Source organism: Myxococcus guangdongensis, assembly GCF_024198255.1.
In the GTDB taxonomy this organism is placed as follows: domain Bacteria; phylum Myxococcota; class Myxococcia; order Myxococcales; family Myxococcaceae; genus Myxococcus; species Myxococcus guangdongensis.
This window is the reverse complement of record NZ_JAJVKW010000002.1, coordinates 670,541-686,909: the sequence shown is the minus strand read 5'-3', so window position 1 is coordinate 686,909 and position 16,369 is coordinate 670,541. Positions and strand designations below refer to the sequence as shown.

At 71.2% G+C, this 16,369-nt stretch carries 9 protein-coding genes; all 9 read left to right on the top strand.

What is annotated here, in order from left to right:
* Positions 1 to 238: 238 nt before the first annotated feature.
* The 9 genes from LXT21_RS07620 to LXT21_RS07580 all read left to right on the top strand — a co-directional run bounded on the left by LXT21_RS07620 (position 239) and on the right by LXT21_RS07580 (position 16,294).
* Positions 239 to 1,483, top strand: coding sequence for a TolC family protein (locus tag LXT21_RS07620; protein ID WP_254037415.1), 1,245 nt, complete (start codon positions 239 to 241; stop codon positions 1,481 to 1,483).
* 479 nt (positions 1,484 to 1,962) lie between these two features.
* Positions 1,963 to 2,424, top strand: a complete 462-nt coding sequence (locus LXT21_RS07615) for a hypothetical protein (RefSeq protein ID WP_254037414.1) — start codon at positions 1,963 to 1,965, stop codon at positions 2,422 to 2,424.
* Positions 2,421 to 3,587, top strand: coding sequence for an efflux RND transporter periplasmic adaptor subunit (locus tag LXT21_RS07610; protein WP_254037413.1), 1,167 nt, complete (start codon positions 2,421 to 2,423; stop codon positions 3,585 to 3,587). Before LXT21_RS07615 ends, LXT21_RS07610 begins: the two co-directional genes overlap by 4 nt.
* On the top strand, positions 3,587 to 6,760 hold the full coding sequence (locus LXT21_RS07605; RefSeq protein ID WP_254037412.1) for an efflux RND transporter permease subunit: 3,174 nt from the start codon (positions 3,587 to 3,589) through the stop codon (positions 6,758 to 6,760). The genes LXT21_RS07610 and LXT21_RS07605 overlap by 1 nt, the downstream gene beginning before the upstream one ends.
* Positions 6,761 to 6,796: 36 nt before the next feature.
* Positions 6,797 to 8,095 carry a cupredoxin domain-containing protein gene (locus tag LXT21_RS07600; protein WP_254037411.1) on the top strand — a complete coding sequence of 433 codons (1,299 nt, stop codon included), beginning with the start codon at positions 6,797 to 6,799 and terminating at the stop codon, positions 8,093 to 8,095.
* A gap of 23 nt (positions 8,096 to 8,118) precedes the next feature.
* On the top strand, positions 8,119 to 8,667 hold the full coding sequence (locus LXT21_RS07595) for an RNA polymerase sigma factor (protein ID WP_254037772.1): 549 nt from the start codon (positions 8,119 to 8,121) through the stop codon (positions 8,665 to 8,667).
* Positions 8,668 to 8,870: 203 nt separating this feature from the next.
* The gene (locus tag LXT21_RS07590; protein ID WP_254037410.1) at positions 8,871 to 9,845 is read left to right on the top strand and encodes a GIY-YIG nuclease family protein; all 975 of its coding nucleotides are present in this window, start codon (positions 8,871 to 8,873) and stop codon (positions 9,843 to 9,845) included.
* 234 nt (positions 9,846 to 10,079) lie between these two features.
* Complete coding sequence (locus tag LXT21_RS07585; protein ID WP_254037409.1) at positions 10,080 to 13,691, top strand: chitobiase/beta-hexosaminidase C-terminal domain-containing protein; 3,612 nt, start codon at positions 10,080 to 10,082, stop codon at positions 13,689 to 13,691.
* Between the two features lie 110 nt (positions 13,692 to 13,801).
* Positions 13,802 to 16,294: a heavy metal translocating P-type ATPase gene (locus LXT21_RS07580; RefSeq protein WP_323394202.1), complete on the top strand. Its 2,493-nt coding sequence runs from the start codon at positions 13,802 to 13,804 to the stop codon at positions 16,292 to 16,294.
* The last annotated feature ends 75 nt before the right edge of the window (positions 16,295 to 16,369 follow it).

Genomic DNA, 16,369 nt, shown 5'->3' with positions numbered 1-16,369 from the left:
GTACGAGCCGTGGCTCACGGGCTGGCTGCTCATCCTGGTGATTTCCGATACGGGCCCCGTGTCGCGGTCCCTGGACCGGACAGGCGGTGATGTGCGCTGTGGGGCCACAGGGTCGTGCTCCGCTCGGGGCCATCACAGTGTGATGGAAGTGGTCACACCTGTGGCCGGGGCGCCGGCTCGCAACCTGTTGGAATCGCTGTGGGTCGGCGTGGGTACGGGGCTTGCGTTGGAGTGGGGCATGTCGCTCGTGTCCGCTGCCTTGTCGCTCGTGCTGGCCGCCTCGCCCTCGGAGGCGTGGTCACTGGAGCGTGTGGTGTCGGAGGCGCTGGCGCGCAGTCCGGAGGTCGCGGCGGCGCAAGCGGAGGAGCAGGGCGCCGAGGGTGTGCGCGCGACGGATGGACGCTGGCCCCGCGCGAATCCTTCCGTCGAGCTGGCGCTGGTCACGGATGCGCTCACGGGAGACACCGGCGAGCAGCGCGCGGAGCTCGTGTTGAGTCAGTCCCTGGAGGTCGCAGGACAGTCGGGGCTCCGTGTGGCGCGTGCGAGCGAAGCTCTGGAGGCAGCCCGTGCACGACGTCACGCCGTGATGCTGAGTGCTTCGGCGGGCGCGGTGGAGTCGGCCGTGGAGCTGGAGCGTCGTGAGGCGCGCGCGGCGCTGGCGCGTGAGTCGCTCGAGCTGACGCGGGAGATGGAGGCGGCCACGGTGCGTCGCTTCGCGGCGGGAGATGTGTCGGAGCTGGACCGCAATGCCGCGGCCCTGGAGCGCGCGCGTGCGGAGGCACGCTCGGCACAGGCCGGGGCGGAGGTGGTGGCGGCTCGGGCCGAATTGAATCGTCGACTGGGGCGCTCGATGGACTCGGCCTTGCGTGTCTCGCTCGTGGACACCGCGACCCAGCCGCTGCCCTCGTCACTGGAGGGCGAGCCTCCGAGCCTGGTCGCGGCGCGCGCCGACGTGGCCGCCGCGGGCTCGGAGGTGGACCTGCTGCGCCGGGAGCGCATCCCGAGTCCGACGGTGTCCCTCGGCTACGAGCGTGAGCGGCGGCCGGAGTCCCATGGTGCACTCTCGGATGTGCACACCGGGCACCTGCTCATCGCGCGGCTCTCGGTGCCGCTGCCGCTGTGGGACCGCAACCAGCCGGAGCTGGCTCAGGCGCGAGCCCGACGCAAGGTGCGTGAGGCGGAGCAGGTGGCGCGGGAGCGGGAGGTGTCCGCGGAGCAGGCCGTGGCGCGGGCGACGTTCGATGCGGCGCGCTCGGCGCACGAGGCCCTGGTGGCGGTGCGTCCCTCGGTGGACCGGAATCTGGAGCTGGTGCGCCGCGCGTACGAGGCGGGAGAGCTGGGGCTGGATGCGCTGTTCCTCGCGCGGGACAGGGCGTTCGCCGTGGCGGGGGAAGGGGTGGATGCGGCGGCCGCGCTCGTCCGGGCCCGGGTGGCCTTGCTGCGCTCGGTGGGCCGGCTCCCGACGGGACAGGTGCCGGAATGAGCGCGACGCCGAAGCATGCGGTAGCGGACCCGCGAAGTGTCGAGGCTCCTTCGCTTCGCCCCGGACGGGCCTTTGCCGTGCAGGAGAGCCGACACATGGGGTGGCGCACTGCTGTGAGTGAGGACACATCGCCCCGTCGCGCCGCGCTCCGCATCGCGCCTGATGCTCGGCGTCCAGGGTGGAGCGTGCTCGGTGTCATGGTCACGGCGTTTCGACAGGAGTCGGACCAGGTCGTGCGGGAGGCTCACCGCGCATGGCGGTCCGTGCTCGTTGTCTTGGCCACCGTGTTTCGATGGACCTCGCTCGCGGTGTCGTGGGCGCTCATGCCCTCATTGCGCGGTGTCATGACGGCAACAGCGAATCGTGGGGCTCTGCCTCTCAAGGGGATACGGGTCCGACGAGCTTTCGCGGTGTGGACGTGCGCGCTCCTGGCGCTCCCTGCCCTGGCGCATGAGGGCGAGTCGCATGGTGGGCCTGCCATGTCCGCCACGGTCCAGGATGCGCAGCACGTGCGCGCGGCGACGGGTGACGTGTTCGAGGTCGTGCTCAGGCACCCCGAACACTCCGAGACGCCGAAGACCCGGGTCCGCATCTGGGTCGCCGAGACGGAGACGAACGCCCCGGTGAGCGGCGCGCAGGTGGAGCTCACGCTCACGGGCAGCACCGTGCAGAAGCTGTCTCCGCGAATGCTCTCGGCAGGAGCCTACGAAGCAGAGGCCTTGCTCGAGCCCGAGACGGAGTGGGCCGCCGTGGTGACGGTGACACGCGGCAACGACGTCGACGTGCTGGCGCTCGGCACGGTGCACCTCGAGCAGGACCACGACACGTCGAGCGCCGCCGGAGCCACGGGGGGCTGGCGTTGGGGTGCGGTGGGCGGGGCATCGCTGCTGGCGGCTGTCGGGGCGTGGTGGTCGTCTCGCCGCAAGAAGGTGCGGACATGAACTCGGTGACGCGGTCCACGTTCTCGCTGTTCCTCGGCCTCTCCTTGTCCAGCACCGTCGCCCTGGCGCACGCGGGCGAGCCCCAGGCTTCGACACGGCCCGTCGTCACCGGCCCCTCCTTCTCCGTCCCGAAGGAGACCCAGTTCCTCCTGGAGGTCCGGACGCGCCGCGCGGCCGTGCGCTCCGTGGAGTCCCGTCTGGTCACACCCGGGAAGGTGGTGCCGCGCACGGACCGCATCGCGCAGGTGTCCGCGCCCGTCGCGGGACGGGTGCTCGCCGCGAATGGCGCCGTACCGCTCGTCGGCCAACGCGTGAAGCGCGGCGAGGTGCTGGCGCTGGTGCAGCAGAGCCTCTCCACCTCCGAGTCCACCGGCCTGTCGACGAGCCACTTCCAGGCGGAGGCCGAGGTCTCCCGAGCTCACGCCGCATTGGAGCAGGCCCGGCGGGACCTCACGCGTCTCGAGTCGCTCCAGGGCGTGGTGGCGGAGAAGGAAGTCCAGCAGGCGCGGCTCACGGTGAGCACGGCCGAGCAGGAGTGGAGCCGGGCGAAGTCCGCGCGCGAGGTCCTCGCGGGGGCGCGCCAGGGGCAGGGCACCGCGCGAGTCTCACTGGTCGCGCCCATCGACGGAGTGCTCGTGGAGGCTCGCGCCTCCGTGGGTGAGCAGGTGGACCCGTCGCGTCCACTCTTCACCGTCCTGGACGCCTCCATCGTCTGGGTGGAGGCGCACGTGTACGAGGCCGAGGTCGCTCGGGCCGAGGGCACCACGGGCGCACTCATCTCCACCACGGCCTATCCGGGCCAGCACTTCACCGCGAAGCCCTATCACGTGGGCCAGATGGTGGACGAGGCGACGCGCAGCGTGCGCGTGCTCCTCGAGGTCGACAACCGCGAGGGCCGCCTGCGCCCCGGCATGTTCGTGGACGTGGCGCTCGGGGAGGGCGGACGCAAGGACGAGCTCGCCGTGCCGACGGACGCGGTGGTCGAGGACGAGGGCCGGGCCTTCGTCTTCATCCACACTGGACCGGAGACCTTCGAGCTGCGCCCCGTGGTGCTCGGTGGCACCGATGGCGCGTGGAGGGCGGTGCGCCAGGGACTGAAGACAGGCGAGCGGGTGGTGGTCTCCGGCGTGGCGGCGCTGCGGCTGGCGCGAGGGGGACGGTAGTGCTGGACCACGTCATCCTCTTCTCGCTGCGCCATCGCCTGTTCGTCGTGCTCGCGGCGGTGGCGGTGCTGCTCTATGGCGGCTGGGCCGTCACCCGGCTCCCCGTGGACGTGTTCCCCGACCTCAACCGACCCACCGTCACGGTGATGACCGAGGCGGGAGGGCTGTCCCCCGAGGAGGTGGAGACGCTCGTCACCACGCCCATCGAGACGTCGATGAACGGCGCGCCCGGAGTGCAGCGGGTGCGCTCGTCCTCGGGGGTGGGCCTGTCCATCGTCCACGTGGAGTTCGACTGGGGCACGGACATCTACCTGGACCGACAGCTCGTCTCCGAGCGGCTCCAGGTGGCGCGAGAGCGCCTGCCGCGCGACGTGGCGCCGCACTTGACGCCCGTGTCCTCCATCATGGGGGAAATCCTCCTGCTCGGCGTGCAGAGCGAGGAGGGGCGCACGTCTCCACTGGAGCTGCGCTCACTGGCGGACTGGGTGCTGCGTCAACGCCTGCTCACGATTCCCGGCATCGCCCAGGTGACGGTGCTGGGTGGCGGGGTGAAGCAGTTCCAGGTCCGCGTGACGCCCGAGAAGCTCCTGGCCTTCGGGCTCACCTTCGAGGACGTGGAGCGCGCGGCGGGGCTGTCACAGGGCAACACCACGGGCGGCTTCGTGGACAAGGGCGGGCGAGAGTTCCTGGTCCGCAACCTCGCGCGCAGCGCCTCCGTCGAGGACCTGCGCTCCACGGTGGTCGCGATGCGAGACGGCGTCCCGGTGCGCCTCTCCCAGGTCGCGGAGGTGGACGTGGGGCCGGCGGTGAAGCGCGGCGATGGCGGCATGAATGGTCGCCCCGCGGTCATCCTCGCGGTGCAGAAGCAGCCCGGGGCCAGCACGCTGGCGCTGACGGAGCAGGTGGACCTCGCGGTGAAGGAGCTGCGCTCCACGCTGCCCTCGGACGTGCGCGTGGAGATGCTCTTCCGACAGGCGGACTTCATCCAGGCCGCCATCGGCAACGTGGTGGAGGCGCTGCGGGACGGCGCGCTGCTCGTCGTGGTGGTGCTGTTCCTCTTCCTCGTCAACCTGCGCACCACGGCCATCACCCTCACCGCGATTCCACTCTCCTTCGTCATCACCGCGCTGGTGATGAAGGCGTTCGGCCTGTCCATCAACACCCTCACGCTCGGTGGCCTGGCGGTGGCGGTGGGCGAGTTGGTGGACGACGCCATCGTCGACGTGGAGAACGTCTACCGGCGTCTGCGGGAGAATCGGACGAAGGAGCAGCCGGAGCCCGTGCTCCGGGTCATCTACCTCGCCTCCTCGGAGGTGCGCGGGTCCATCGTCTTCGCCACGCTCATCGTGGTGTTGGTCTTCCTGCCCCTATTCGCGCTCGGTGGCATCGAAGGTCGTCTGTTCGCGCCGCTCGGCGTGGCCTACGTGGTGTCCATCCTCGCCTCGCTGCTCGTGTCCCTCACCGTGACGCCCGCGCTGTGCGCGTACCTGCTCCCCAAGGGCCGCTTGCTGGAGCACGGCGACGGCGCGGTGGTGCGGTGGCTGAAGGCGCGGGCCCGGCATGTGCTCGACTTCTCCCTGGCCCATTCGGGCGCGGTGCTGGTGGGCGCGGCGGTGCTGGTGCTCGGCGCGGTGGCGGTGGTGCCGTTCCTCGGGCGCTCCTTCCTTCCGCCGTTCAACGAGGGCACGGCCACGGTGAACGTGCTGGCGCCCCCGGGCACGTCGCTGGAGGAGTCCAACCGCTTCGGGCTGTTGGCAGAGCGGCTCATCGCCTCCGTCCCCGAGGTGAAGACGGTGGGCCGCCGCACCGGCCGCGCCGAGCAGGACGAGCATGCGGAGGGCGTGCACTACTCGGAGCTGGACGTGGACTTCAAGGAGGGCGGGCGTCCTCGGGACGTGGTGCTCGCGGACCTGCGCGAGCGGCTGTCCGTGCTGCCCGGCCTGTCCGTGTCCGTGGGCCAGCCCATCTCGCACCGACTGGACCACCTGTTGTCCGGCATCCGCGCGCAGGTGGCGGTGAAGCTCTTCGGGCAGGACCTGGATGCGCTGCGAGGCAAGGCGGAGGAGGTGCGCGCCGTCATGGCCCAGGTGCCCGGCGTGGTGGACCTCCAGGTGGAACAGCAGACGCTGATTCCCCAGCTCCAGGTGCGCCTGAAACGCGAGGAGGCGGCGCGGCTGGGCGTCCAGCCGGGCGCGATGGCGGAGCAGTTGGAGAAGGCCTTCAACGGCGTGGTGGTGGGACAGGTGCTGGAGGGCCAGCGCACCTTCGACGTGCTGGTGCGCTACGAGGAGCGCGCGCGAGTGGATGCGGAGGCCTTCCGTCGGGCCCTGGTAGACACCCCGTCCGGCGCGAGGGTGCCCGTGGCCGCGGTGGCCGAGGTGGTGGAGTCGCGCGGCCCCAACGTCATCCACCATGACCACCTCCAGCGGCGCGTGGTGGTCATGGCCAACGTGGCGGGCAGGGACTTGGGCAGCGCGGTGGAGGAGGTCCGCGAGCGCGTGGCCGCCAGCGTGGTGCTGCCGACGGGGACGTTCCTCTCGTATGAAGGACAGTTCGAGAGTCAGCAATCCGCGACGCGGCTCATCGCGCTGCTGTCACTGGTGTCGCTCGTGGGCATGTTCCTGGTGCTGTATGCGCACTTCCGCTCGGCGCGACTGGTGGCGCAGGTGATGCTCAACATCCCGCTCGCGCTGGTGGGCAGCGTGACGGCGGTGGTGCTCACCGGGCAGCCGCTGTCGGTGGCGACGCTCGTGGGCTTCGTCACGCTGTGCGGCATCGCCAGCCGGAACACCATCATGCTCATCTCGCACTACCTTCATCTGGTGGAGCACGAGGGCGCGGTGTTTGGCCGCGAGATGGTGGTGCGCGGCTCGCTCGAGCGGCTGGTGCCCGTGCTGATGACGGCGCTCACCGCGGGGCTGGCCCTGGTGCCGCTGGCGCTCGCCTCGGGGGCTCCGGGCAAGGAGATACTGCACCCGGTGGCCACCGTGATTCTGGGCGGGCTCATCAGCTCCACGCTGCTGGACCTGCTCGTCACGCCGGCCGTGTTCCACCGCTTCGGACGTCCCGCGCTGGAGCGCTACCTGGCGCGCAAGGCGGCGGCGCGGACCGAGGATGACCTGACGCTCCCGGGGCCCCGGCCCGAGGGAGAGCGACTCGCGGGCTCGTACTGAGGCCCTCGCGGGTCCGCATCTGGATTGAGGAGAGAGATGAGACACGGATTCATCGCGGTGATGGTGGCGGCGGGGCTGGTGGCCGCATGCAGCAAGAAGGAGCCACCGGCGCCTGTCGCCGCGCGCTCCCACGTCGAGGAAGCACCGCATGCGCATGCCGCGCCCCACGGTGGGTTGGTGGAGTCCACGCCCCGGGGCCACCTGGAGTTGGTGACGACGCGGGCCGGTGGTTATCGCGTGTACCTGCTCGATGCGTCGCTCGCGCCGCGTCCGGTGGAGGGCGCCACGGGCTCGGTGAAGGTCGCCAAGGGTGGCCATCCGGACGTCACGCTGACGCCCTCGGGCGACCATCTGGTGGGGCAGGGGCCCGAGCACGGTGATGAGCACCTGGCCATGGTGGTGACGGTGGTGAAGGACGGGAAGCCAGAGGTCGCGCGCTTCTCAGCGCACCTGGAGGCGAATGGACACGGTGGTGGGCTCGTGGGGACGCTGCGTGTGGCGCCGTGTCCCGCGGCTCCTTCCGAGGGCCTGAGCGCGGCGGACTGCGCGAAGCAGGGCGGCGTGTACTCATTGGTCCGAGATGGCGGCGTCACCACGCGGGTGTTCGCCGCCCCGGGGCAGGACGCGAAGAGCCTGTTGAGCACGCGCGTGGGGCAGCGCGTGCACGTGAAGGGCACCGAGGCGGAGGGGCGCGTGGTGGCCGAGGCGGTGGCGCTGGAGCACGACCACACGCCCTTCCACGGCGGCGTCGTGGCGATGAGCGGCGACACGCATCTGGAGGTGCTGTCCCTGCGCTCCGGTGAGGTGCGGGTCTGGGTGACGGATGCCTTCCGTCAGCCGCTGCCGCTCGTGGGACGCAAGGGCGTGGTGGAGGTGACGGGCGCGTCCGCGCCGCTGGTGCCCGAGGCGGGCGGCGCGTACCTGAGCGGTGCGCTGCCTCCCTCGGACGTGGAGCGGGAGGTGACGGTGCGTCTGCCGATGCCCGAGGACGCGGAGTACTTCATCGGCTTCCTGCTGACGCCCACGGACGCGCCGAAGGCCGACGCGAAGCCCCAGGCGACGGGCGGCGACGCGGTGCAGGAGGTGACGATCACGGTGCAGGGCGGCTATCAGCCGAGCGAGGTGCCGCTGAAGCAGGGCGTGCCCGCGCGGCTGCGCTTCGTGCGCAAGGACTCGGGCGGCTGCGGCGACGAGCTGCTCATCCCCGACTTCGGCATCCAGCGCCCGCTGCCCGGCCTGACGGAGACCGTGGTGTCCTTCGTGCCGGACAAGGTCGGCACGTTCGAGTTCACCTGCGGCATGCAGATGATGAAGGGCCAGCTGGTGGTGAAGTGAGTGCGTCCGAGAACACCGAGGCGATGCGCGAGGAGGGCGACGCGGTGACGCGGGCGCTGGTGGAGAACCATCGCCAGTTCCTCGCCTTCGTGGAGCGGCGCGTGGGCAACCGCGCGACGGCGGAGGAGATTCTCCAGTCCGCCTTCGTGAAGTCGCTGGAGAGCCAGCGTGTCCTCGACGACGACGAGGGCGCGGTGACGTGGTTCTACCGGCTGCTGCGCAACGCGCTGGTGGACCACTACCGCCATCAGCAGGTGGAGGGCCGTGCGCTGGCACGCGAGGCGCTCGGCGCCGAGGAGCCCTCCGAGGACCCCGAGCTCAAGCAGGCCGTCTGCGCGTGCGTGGGCGAGCTGTTGCCCACCCTCAAGCCCGAGTACGCCCAGATGGTCCGCGAGGTGGACCTGGAGGAGCGCTCCGTGCTGGACGTGGCGTGGGAGGCGGGAATCACCCCCAACAACGCGGGCGTGCGCCTGCACCGCGCGCGACAGGCCCTCAAGAAGCAGCTCGAGCGCAGCTGCGGCACCTGCGCCTCCCACGGCTGCCTGGACTGTTCGTGCAAGGCGCGCTCCTGAGCAGGCGGCGGGCGGGGCGCTCGGGCCCGGCGAGAAAGCGCTTGCCGAAGTCGCGGGTGCGCCGTTAACTCTTTCGCAGGTGCCGAGGGGCGCCTGCCCGAAAAGACGACGTCACCCTCGCTTCATCCGGCAGGTCCGACAGTTTCCGATGAGTTCCTTCCACGGCCCATGACACGGGTGGGGCCGCCGTTCAGGGACTTCTCATGGGAACCGTTGCAGACACCGCCGAGCCCCTCTCCCTCCAAGAGTGCAAGGTCCGCGCGTCGCTCCTGCTCAAGGCGCTCGTCGCGTCCGACACCGCGAAGGCCTCGCGCGCGGCGGAGCGGCTGCGCGTGCTGCCGGGCTTCGCCAGCCTGTCTTTGGGCGAGGTGCTCGCGCGCCGTGACGCCATCCAGCGCAAGCACGCGCTCGCCGTCATCGCGAGGGAGCAGGGCCACGCCACCTGGAGCGACTTGAAGCAGGCGCTGGAGGCGCGCGACGCGCCCCAGGTCGACTTCGAGCGACTGCTCTCCCGCACCGGCGGGACATACCTCAACCGCTGGTTCACCACCTACGAGGAGGCCGTCGCGTCGCTGCGCGAGTTCGGGGGCCACCTCTTCCCCTACCGCGAACAGTTCTTCATCTGCGAGCCTGGGCTGCTGGGCCTGCTCGGTCTGGACCCGGCGGACCCGGACTGGGCGCGCGCGGGGCCGGACTGGCTCGCGCCTCGCGATGTCCACGCCCACGCGCGGCTCGAGCAGCGCCTGCTCCAGCGCTGCCGCGAAATCCCCACCCACCCCACGAGGAAGTCGCCCATGTCGTCCCCTGAAGCCAACGGAAGCCGGGCCCGTCGCTCGGACCTCAAGCGCGAGTACAAGGAGAACCCTCCCGAGATGGGCGTGTTCGCCGTGCGCAACCACGCCAACGGCAAGGTGCTGGTGGGCTCGTCACTCAACGTCCCGGGCATGCTCAACCGCATCCGCTTCGAGCTGACCATGAACATGCCGCGCATCCCCGCGCTGCTCGAGGACTGGAAGCGCCACGGCGCGGAGAAGTTCACCTTCGAGGTGCTCGACGTGCTCGAGCCGCCCAAGGAGCCCGGCGTGGACCTCAACGAGGAGCTGCGCGTGCTGGAGCACCTGTGGCTGGACCGCCTGAAGCCTTACGGCGACGCGGGCTACAACGCGCCACCCAAGTAGGCACGGAAGGGCAGGCGCGGCACGCGCTCGACTCCCCGGGCGCTCGCCGCGGTACCGCGCTCGCGGGTGGATGGGATGCCTTTGGAGGCGCAAGGAGTCTGTCCTTGAAGGCAAACCGTGAAGTCTTGGCTCTCCCGAGGGGGGCCTGCTAGGACTGCGCGCGGAGCGTCTGTCTGTCCCAGCTCCCGCGCGGCGCTCGCCCTCGAGCGCGGTCCCATTCCTTCAGGAGCTTCGATGTCACGGCATTCATCCCGGTTCCGGGCCCCTCGGCTCCTTGGCGTCCTCACGCTGCTGATGGTGGTGAGCGCCTGTGGAGGTGGGGGAGGTGGGCCTGGTGGCGGAGGGCGTGAGGATGGCGGTGGGGGTGGCGGCCTGGATGCAGGCCCGGACGCGGGTCCGGATGGTGGGCCTCCACCGACGCCGGACACGACGCCTCCCACCACGGCCTTCGCTCCCGTGGGCGGGCTCTTCAAGGGGCCGACCACGGTGGTGCTCACCTGTGACGACGGCTCCGGAGTGGGCTGCGAGGCCACCTACTACACGCTGGATGGCAGCGCTCCGACGGCGAGCTCGCCCCGGTACACGGCGGCCTTGCGCCTCGAGACCACCGCGAGGCTGCGGGTCCTCTCCGTGGACCGCGCGGGCAACGCCGAGGAGGCCCGCTCGGCGGAGTATGTGATTGATGCGCAGCCGCCCACGGTGTCCTCGACCCCTCGCTCGGGTGCGTATGGCAACGACCGCACCGTCACGCTGAGCTGTGATGACGGCGCCGGCTCCGGCTGTGTCGCCATCTACTTCACGCGGGATGGCTCCGCGCCTTCGACCGCATCCCTCCGCTACTCCTCGCCGCTGTCGCTGCCGGGGTCCGGGACCCTGCGGGTGCGCTTCCTCGCCGTGGACCGGGCGGGCCACCTGTCCAAGCCAGGGGATGAGCAGTTCGTCGTGGACACGAAGCCCCCTGTCACGACGGCGTCACCGCCGTGGGGCTCCTACGGTGAGCCCATCCACGTCACGCTCTCGTGCAGTGACACGGGCGGCGGCGGCTGCGCTCGAATCCACTACACGCGGGACGGGACGGCGCCGACGACGAGCTCCCCCGTCTATGAACGCCCGCTCCTCATCGAATCCCCGACGCGCGTGAGGTTCTTCTCCGTGGACGTCGCGGGGAATCAGGAGACCCCCTTGTCCTTCCCCTTCGTCGTCGACACCGCGCCGCCCGTCACCCAGGCGAGCCCCGCGGGAGGGACGTTCAATGGCGGCACGACGGTGTACCTGTACTGCAATGATGGCAGTGAGGGCTCGGGCTGTGCTTCCACCTACGTCTCGTTCGCGGCCGACGCGAGCGCGCCCGTGCCCCCGTACCAGCGAGTCACGGGGCAGACCGCGGTGGTGTCGAGCGGGGTGTTGAGGTTCTACTCGGTGGACGCGGTGGGCCACGCGGGCCCCGTGCAGATGGTGACGTTCCTCATCGACCGGACGAAGCCGACGGTCTCCGTGGCGCCCCGGGGCGGAACCTTCTTCACCCCCCAGACGGTGACGCTGACGTGCGAGGACACGGGGGGCTCGGACTGCGCTCACATCTACTACACGGTGGACGGCTCCTGGCCGCACAGTTTCTCCCCGCGCTACACGCGGCCCCTCGACCTGTCGAAGGACACGATGTTGAGGTTCTTCGCGGTGGATGGCGCGGACAACTCCAGCGAGTTCATGCTCGAGCAGTATGTCTTCAGGCTGGACACGACGGCGCCCACCACCGTGGCCAGCCCCGCGGGCGGTCTGTTCCGTGAGGCGCAGCCCGTGACGCTCGTCTGCGGCGATGGCGAGGGCATCGGTTGTTCGAGCACCCGCTACACGCTCGACGGCAGCGAACCCACCGAGAGCAACGGCTTCACGTATTCGGGGCCCATCTCCCTCGCCACCACCACGCGCCTGCGCTTCCGCTCCGTGGATGCCCTGGGCCAATGGGAGGCGCCGCGTCAGGCGGAGTACGTCTTCGACATGGACGTCCCGAAGACCCAGGTCGAGCCGCCGGGGGGCACCTTCGAGGGCCCCCTCTTCGTGCGCCTCGCCTGTCAGGATGTCGGGAGCGGGTGCGCCGAGACGCGCTACACGGTCGACGGCACCGAGCCCACGAGCAGCTCGCCGTACTACGTGGGGCCCATCCCCGTGGGGCAGACCACCACGGTGCGCTTCGCGTCGGTGGACGAGGCGGGCAACGTGGAGGCCACGCGCCGGGAGACCTACAACCTGGACGCGAGCACCCTGGCCTCGGCCCAGCTGGCCTCCCTGCGGACGTCGCCCCCGAGCGCCGGCCAGCCCCGGCTCGTCGACGGGGCCTTCATCACCTACGTCAAGCCGGCCGTCGGGACGACGCGGCTGGAGCCCGAGGGCTTCTTCCTCCAGGCCGAGAAGGTGGGGCCCGCAGTGTTCGTGGAGGTGCCCCTGGCGTCGCTCGCCCCCGCCCCCGTGGCGGGAGACCGGGTGCGCGTCCTGGTGACCCAGGTGCGCTTGGGAACGATGGACATCGCGACCATCGACGTCGCGAGCTTCGCGGTGCTCGGGAGCGGGTATCCCATGAAGGTGCTGGCGCAGGAGGTGAGCGGCATCAACCTGCCATCGAACAGTGATTCGTATGAAGCAGAGCTCGTCTCCATCCGCGGACAGCTCATCGAGGCGTTCGCCAGCGACGGCGTGGGGACCGGCTTCTCCTCGACGCGCCTGGTGACCTCGGGGGTCCCCTCGAGCTCCACCAGCAGCTACTCCCAGAAGCTGCGGATGCCGGAGCTGGCGCTGGGCCCCGAGCTGACCCCGGGCTGCACGGTGTCCATCACCACGCCGCTGTGGCGGTCTGGCGCCGCCTACCTCACCGTGTGGAAGTGGGAGCTGCTGGACTCGGTGGTGTGCCCCCTGCCTCGCGTGCTGTTCGCCCAGGCGCTGGATGGCTCACAGGTCCAGGTGCGCTTCGACCGGCGCATCGATGCGAGCAGCCTGGACAGCGCCGGCGGCCAGTTCTCCATCCCGGGCCTGCTCGTCACCGGCGCGACGCTCCATGGCCCGATGGAGGTCCGGCTCCAGACGTCGACCCAGGCGTCTCGTGGGCACTACCGCGTGACGGTCTCCGAGACGCTGACGGACCGGCTGGGGGCTCCTGTGCGCTCGCCGTCCAATACCTACGCCTTCCGGGGTTACGCCACGCCGGCGCGGCTGCGTCTGTCGGAGATAGACCCCAGCAGGTCGAGTGGCGCGGTGGCCCGCGTGGAGCTGGAGGTCCTCCAGGCAGGCCCCATGACGAACCTCGCGTTGTGGAAGGGCCACGTGGCGACCCCCGTCGCCACGCTCCCCGACGTGGACGTGGCGGTGGGGGACATCGTCGTCGTGCACCTCGTCGAGGAGGGGTTCTACCCCAAGCTGCTGCCCCGCTCCGAGGTGAGCCGCAAGGACGAGGTACCCAGCAGCACCCATGCGCTCGCCCATGACTCCGCATGGGATGTGCGAGGCTCGAACGAGTTCACCGTGGAGGGTGAGGAGGCGGTGCTGCGGCTGACGGACTCGTTCGGAAACCTCCAGGACGGTCTCATCCTCCACCGCCCTGGCTTCAGCCGGGTGGGCTTCGAGGCCGAGGCCCACGCGCTCCAGGACGAGCAGGGCTGGCTGCCCGCCTCGTGTGGAGGGGTACGGTGCACCTCCGCGTCCTCCCCCAGGCTCTGGGATATCAGCGCCAACATCGGGCCGCTCTTCGGCACCGGGGGCGCGACGCAGTCCCTGACCCGGGTCCGGGTGGAGGACAGCGACTCCGCGGTGGACTGGGCCCTGCGGACCCAGGGCGTGGGGCTCCCCAACCTCTAGGTGCGCCTGCTCGCCCGGCGGCAGTCGTCTCCATGGACCGCGATGTTCATGGAGATGACCTGTAAGAGTCCGCCGGGTGTCTCGTTGGCCCGGGGGAAAGGAGACGCACCATGCATCGCCACTCCCACCCGGGCTCCCACTCCCACCCGCACCCCTCGACCCCTCCTCCCCCGAGCGAGGGGGCGCACGCCATCGACCCGGTCTGCGGGATGAGGGTGGACCCGAGCGCTCCCAAGGGCGGCAGCCTGGAGCACGAGGGGCGGACCTTCCATTTCTGCAACCCGAAGTGCCGTGAGCGCTTCCGCGCGGACCCGGCGCGCTATCTCGCGCCACCCGCGGACGCGCCCGAGCCGCCGCCTCCCGCCGCGCCGGGGACGATGTACGTGTGCCCCATGGACCCGGAGGTGCGTCAGGACCACCCGGGGGCCTGCCCGAAGTGCGGCATGGCGCTGGAGCCGGAGACGCTCGCGCTCCCCGAGACGCGCGTCGAGTACGTGTGCCCCATGCATCCGGAGGTGGTGCGCGAGGGACCGGGGAGCTGCCCCATCTGCGGCATGGCGCTGGAGCCGCGCACGGTGCTGCCCGAGGACACGCCGGACCCGGAGCTGACGTCCATGTGGCGGCGCTTCCTCGTGGGCATGGGGCTCACGGTGCCGCTCCTGGTGCTGGCGATGTCGGACATGATTCCGGGGCAGCCCGTGCAGCACGCGGTGCCCGCGTCGGTGCTCGCGTGGGCGCAGCTCGTGCTGGCCACGCCGGTGGTGCTGTGGGGCGGCTGGCCCTTCTTCCAGCGCGGTTGGGCATCGGTGAAGAACCGGCACCTGAACATGTTCACGCTCATCGCCCTGGGCACGGGCGCGGCGTATGTCTTCAGCGTCTTCGCCACGCTCTTCCCGGACCTGCTGCCCCACGGGCTGCGCACGGGACACGGAGGCACCGCGCCGCTGTACTTCGAGGCCGCCGCCGTCATCGTCACCCTGGTGGCGCTGGGGCAGGTGCTGGAGCTGCGGGCGCGTCACGCGACGTCGGGTGCGCTGCGCTCGCTGTTGAGCCTGGCGCCTCCGGTGGCGCGGCGGATTCGCGAGGACGGGCACGAGGAGGACGTGCCGCTCGCGCACGTGCACCCCGGTGACCGCCTGCGGGTGCGGCCCGGTGAGAAGGTGCCGGTGGACGGCGAGGTGCTGGAGGGCGCCAGCGCGGTGGACGAGTCGATGGTGACGGGCGAGTCGCTGCCGGTGGAGAAGTCGCGCGGGGAGAAGGTGACGGGCGGGACGGTGAACGGGACGGGCTCGCTGGTGATGAAGGCCGAGCGCGTGGGCAAGGACACGCTGCTGTCGCGCATCGTGCAGCGGGTGAGCGAGGCGCAGCGCACGCGAGCGCCCATCCAGCGGCTCGCGGACAAGGTGGCCGCCATCTTCGTGCCGGTGGTCATCGCGGTGGCGGTGGTGACGGCGGTGGTGTGGGCGGTGTGGGGGCCGGAGCCCCGGCTGGCGCACGCGCTGGTGAACGCGGTGGCGGTGCTCATCATCGCGTGCCCGTGCGCGCTGGGGCTGGCCACGCCCATGTCCATCATGGTGGGGACGGGGCGGGGCGCGCAGGCGGGGGTCCTCATCCGTGACGCGGCGGCGCTGGAGCGACTGGAGGCGGTGGACACGCTGGTGGTGGACAAGACGGGCACGCTCACCGAGGGCAAGCCGAGGCTGGTGTCGGTGGTGGCCTCGGAGGGCATCGACGAGGCGACGCTGCTCCGACTCGCCGCGAGCCTGGAGCGGGGCAGCGAGCATCCGCTGGCGGAGGCGATTGTCTCGGGCGCGCAGGCGCGCGGAGCGGTGCTGACGGCGGTGGAGGACTTCCGCTCGGAGACGGGCAAGGGCGTGGTGGGGCGGGTGGACGGCGTGGAGGTGGCGCTGGGCAACGCGGCGCTGATGTCGGCGCGCGGCGTGGAGGCCACGGCGCTGACGGCGCGGGCCGAGTCGCTGCGTCAGGAGGGGCAGACGGTGGTGCTGGTGGCGGTGTCGGGCCGCGTGGCGGGGCTGCTCGGGGTGGAGGACCCGGTGAAGGAGTCGACGCCGGAGGCGCTGTCGCTGCTGCGTCAGGAGGGCCTGCGCGTGGTGATGTTGACGGGGGACAGTCAGACGACGGCGGAGGCGGTGGCGCGCAGGCTGGGCATCTCGGAGGTCATCGCGGGGGTGTTGCCGGAGGGGAAGGGGGACGTGGTGAAGCGGCTGCAGCAGGAGGGCCGCGTGGTGGCGATGGCGGGGGATGGGGTCAACGACGCGCCAGCGCTGGCCCAGGCGGATGTGGGCATCGCGATGGGGACGGGGACGGACATCGCGATGGAGAGCGCGGGCGTCACCCTGGTGAAGGGGGACCTGAGGGGTATCGTCCGGGCGCGGCGGCTGAGTCAGGGGGCGCTGCGCAACATCCGGCAGAACCTCTTCTTCGCCTTCATCTACAACCTCCTGGGAGTCCCCCTGGCGGCGGGGGTGCTGTACCCCTTCTTCGGCCTGCTGCTCAGCCCCATCTTCGCCAGCGCGGCGATGAGCTTGTCCTCGGTGTCGGTCATCGCCAACGCGCTGAGGCTGCGGCGGCTGAAGCTGTAGGTCCGGGGCCGCGCTCCCGGGGAGGGCGACTGCTCGCCCCCCGACGGGAGGCGCGGGCCTGCACGGGAAGACGTG

Bases quoted from the DNA above. Each gene is read 5' to 3' on its own strand.
- LXT21_RS07615 (WP_254037414.1), top strand. From the start codon at position 1,963: ATGTCCGCCACGGTCCAGGATGCGCAGCACGTGCGCGCGGCGACGGGT.
- LXT21_RS07580 (WP_323394202.1), top strand. From the start codon at position 13,802: ATGCATCGCCACTCCCACCCGGGCTCCCACTCCCACCCGCACCCCTCG.
- LXT21_RS07600 (WP_254037411.1), top strand. From the start codon at position 6,797: ATGAGACACGGATTCATCGCGGTGATGGTGGCGGCGGGGCTGGTGGCC.
- LXT21_RS07620 (WP_254037415.1), top strand. From the start codon at position 239: ATGTCGCTCGTGTCCGCTGCCTTGTCGCTCGTGCTGGCCGCCTCGCCC.
- LXT21_RS07595 (WP_254037772.1), top strand. From the start codon at position 8,119: ATGCGCGAGGAGGGCGACGCGGTGACGCGGGCGCTGGTGGAGAACCAT.
- LXT21_RS07610 (WP_254037413.1), top strand. From the start codon at position 2,421: ATGAACTCGGTGACGCGGTCCACGTTCTCGCTGTTCCTCGGCCTCTCC.
- LXT21_RS07585 (WP_254037409.1), top strand. From the start codon at position 10,080: ATGTCACGGCATTCATCCCGGTTCCGGGCCCCTCGGCTCCTTGGCGTC.
- LXT21_RS07590 (WP_254037410.1), top strand. From the start codon at position 8,871: ATGGGAACCGTTGCAGACACCGCCGAGCCCCTCTCCCTCCAAGAGTGC.